The organism is Wohlfahrtiimonas larvae, from assembly GCF_002006755.1.
Taxonomy (GTDB): domain Bacteria; phylum Pseudomonadota; class Gammaproteobacteria; order Cardiobacteriales; family Wohlfahrtiimonadaceae; genus Wohlfahrtiimonas; species Wohlfahrtiimonas larvae.
Genome location: NZ_MVDO01000002.1, coordinates 1 through 3,315, shown reverse-complemented (window position 1 = coordinate 3,315; position 3,315 = coordinate 1). Strand labels below are relative to the sequence as shown.

Below are 3,315 nucleotides of genomic sequence, written 5' to 3'. Positions count from 1 at the left end.
TATGAAACAGACTTTATCTCTCCCTTTGCTGATTGCATTGATGATGTTTCCACAAATCGTGGAAACTATTTATAGCCCAGCACTCACAGATATCGCAACAGCCTTTGATGTGAGCCAAAGCGATGCAGGGCAAACATTATCCCTCTACTTTATTGCCTTTGCATTTGGCGTTGTGATTTGGGGTTATAGTTGCGATTGGTTAGGCAGAAAGCCAACGGTATTAATCGCTCTATTCCTTTATGGCACTGCTTGTGTTGCGGCAATCTTTGCTACAAATTTTGATCTATTATTGATGTGCAGAATGCTCATGGCATTCTCAGCAGCCATTGGTTCTATCGGAACACAAACCATCATGCGTGATCGCTTATCAGGTGAAACTTTGCGCTATGTATTTTCCATCATGGGCATTGCTTTAGCCATTAGCCCAATTGTCGGCATGTTATTGGGCGCATTGATGGTGAGCTTTTCTGGCTATCATGGCGTATTCATTTTATTAATTCTCATGGCAATTGTATTATTGGCTTGGGTTACACTCATTTTGCCTGAAACTAAACCTGAACACATCAGCAAACCGCCATTTTTCGCAACATTAAAAGAGATGCTATGTGATCCTTTCATCTTGAAAAATGCATGCTTAATTGGATTCTTAAACATTGCCCTATTTGCTTACTATCAATTGGCACCCTTTATGTTTGAGCAATTAGATTTGAGCCATACTTTATTTGGTTTAAGTGGAATTTTACTAGGTTTAGGTTCTTTCTTGGGCGCATTTTTGAATAAACATTGGATTCAAAAATATGCGTTCAGCAGTGAAAAATTGGTCACAATTGCGAGCATCATTTTATTAATCAGCAGTGTATTAGTATTCATTTTACAAAGCCAATGGTTTTTCATTTTGCCAATGGTTGGCGTTGTGATGGCTTATGGCATTGCAATCCCAAATATTTTGGCAAAAGCATTGATGAATTATGGTGATAAATTGGGCACAGCAGGCGCAATTTTGGGATTAATGTATTACCTAATCATCGGTATTGGTTTGATGCTAGTCGCTTATGGGCAACATTTAGGATTGAGCTTGATGATTTTGAGTGTTTTGGTTTTTATCACTCAACGTATTAAAGCGTAGATATCTTTCATCTTTCCTGAAGAATTTCTCAGTAAGGTTTATAATTATCGCTATTTATTGATAATTCTATTCTTTGATGAAAGGTCAAATGTCTTACTATCGTTACTCAGAACCAAAAATCGGCCGTATGAATCACCTAAAAATCACGCAGAAGACTTCTGCGGGTGCAGTTTTAGAAGGTGATATTTTACTGCCAACCAAATCCATTCCAAGAAGTATTCCTGCCAATATCGGGGATACTTTGGAAGTGTTTGTATATGCCAATGCACAAGGTAAATTAACTGCAACGACACAAAAGCCATTCACAGAAGTTGGCAAATTTGCTGATCTTCAAGTGGTGGAAATTTCAGATTATGGCATTTTCTTGGATTGGGGTTTACCCAAAGATTTGATGTTGCCATTCAATGAAGAAGTGGGCACATTGGCGGTTGAAGATTTTGCGATCGTTTATACATATATGGATGAACGTTCACAGCGCATCACAGCGACCATGAAGTATGATAAATACTTAGATCAAATCCCTCACAGCTACAAAGAAGGCGATGAAGTGATGCTTTTGATCGAAAGCAGAACACCATTAGGCTTAAACGTGATCGTAAATCATGCTCACCGTGGTTTAGTTTTTAAAAGTGACATCAACTATGATGCACAAATCGGTAGCGAAGTAACAGGTTACATCAAAAATGTTCGCGAAGATGGCAAGTTAGATATTCTATTACAACCTGTGATCAAAACAGCGGAAGATCGCAACAGCTTGGAATCTAAAATCTTAGAAGCTTTAAAAATCAACAATGGCTCATTGCCAATGAGTGATAAAAGCGCACCTGAAGAAATCCAGCGCCGTTTTGGTGTGAGTAAATCAGCATTTAAACGTGCCATTGGCGGTTTATTTAAAGCTAAAAAAATCAAAATTTTTAAAGATAAAATAGAATTAAATAATTAAGTAATCTTTAAAAATATTCCATTAAAAATATCCTCTCATTTTAAAAATGCAGAGGATATTTTTTTATTCAAACTTTATTAGTAATTTCCATTACACTGATTAACCTTAATCCGATCTTAGTATCACCGTTTTGGAATAAATCATGAATCAAGAACTCAGAGGACACACGCTCGCCCTGCTCACTATTCTGTTATGGGGCACAACTTTCGTTTCCACAAAAATCCTCTTACACAATGATTTATCACCGATGGAGATTCTGCTCACTCGCTTTGTGATGGGTACATGCTTCTTAATGCTACTATTTCCAAAGCGATTAAAAAGCACAACATTAAAGCAAGAAGCCTATTTTGCAGCAGCAGGTTTATGCGGGATCACGCTCTATTACTTATTTGAAAATAATGCACTCATTTATACATTAGCATCGAATGCAGCATTGATCGCATCCACATCGCCCTTCTTTACTGTATTATTGGCGCGCTTCTTCTTAAAAGATGAAACCATCCGACCACAATTTTATTTCGGTATGATTTTATCATTCATTGGTGTTGGTTTAATGAGTTTCAGTGGTGCAACAGAATTACAGATCAACTTAAAAGGTGACTTTTTAGCATTACTCGCTGCGATCATTTGGTCGTTCTATTCTATTTTCTCTAAGAAAATCAGCTCATTTGGCTATAACACAATCCAAACAACTCGCAGAACATTCATGTACGGTATTTTATTCATGTTGCCCATCATTCCATTTGCAAATGTTGATTTCAATATTAATAACTACCTCAGCACAACTGTGATTTTAAACTTAATGTTTTTGGGTTTAGGTGCTTCTGCCATCTGCTTTGTCACTTGGAATTTAGCATTAAAATCATTAGGGGCAATCAAAGCGAGTTTATACATTAATGCTGTACCGATGGTTACTGTGATTTTATCCATGATCGTATTACATGAAAGGCTCACTTGGATGTCTGGTACTGGGATTGCCTTAGTTTTGGGTGGCTTGTCCGTGTCGCAATTTAAAAAGCGTAGCAAAGTGATCATTCACAGCGATTCACATCAAAAGTAGATTGTTTCATCGATTTTCAGTATAGTTCACACATTATTATATTGAATTATATTGAGAATCATCGTGGCTATCCAAAACTTTTCTGAGCTTTCCCTTCCTACCGCACAATTAGATAACCTAAAAGACTTAGGTTATTTAACAATGACGCCAATTCAAGCAGCTGCTTTGCCTGCAATTTTGAACGGT

4 protein-coding genes are annotated in these 3,315 nt (G+C 37.1%); all 4 read left to right on the top strand.

The window, feature by feature from the left end:
- The coding region (locus BZK14_RS00200; protein ID WP_077924604.1) for an MFS transporter at window positions 1-1,126 on the top strand (1,126 nt) is incomplete at its 5' end.
- Window positions 1,127-1,214: 88 nt separating this feature from the next.
- The gene (locus BZK14_RS00195; protein ID WP_077924603.1) at window positions 1,215-2,069 is read left to right on the top strand and encodes a CvfB family protein; all 855 of its coding nucleotides are present in this window, start codon (window positions 1,215-1,217) and stop codon (window positions 2,067-2,069) included.
- Window positions 2,070-2,211: 142 nt separating this feature from the next.
- Window positions 2,212-3,129: a DMT family transporter gene (locus BZK14_RS00190; protein ID WP_077924602.1), complete on the top strand. Its 918-nt coding sequence runs from the start codon at window positions 2,212-2,214 to the stop codon at window positions 3,127-3,129.
- 69 nt (window positions 3,130-3,198) lie between these two features.
- Window positions 3,199-3,315: hypothetical protein (locus BZK14_RS13615; RefSeq protein WP_425445323.1), on the top strand; the 117-nt coding region annotated here is incomplete at its 3' end.

What these genes read in the sequence shown, in the direction of transcription:
- BZK14_RS00195 (WP_077924603.1), top strand. Translation starts at nt 1,215, where the DNA reads ATGTCTTACTATCGTTACTCAGAACCAAAAATCGGCCGTATGAATCAC.
- BZK14_RS00190 (WP_077924602.1), top strand. Translation starts at nt 2,212, where the DNA reads ATGAATCAAGAACTCAGAGGACACACGCTCGCCCTGCTCACTATTCTG.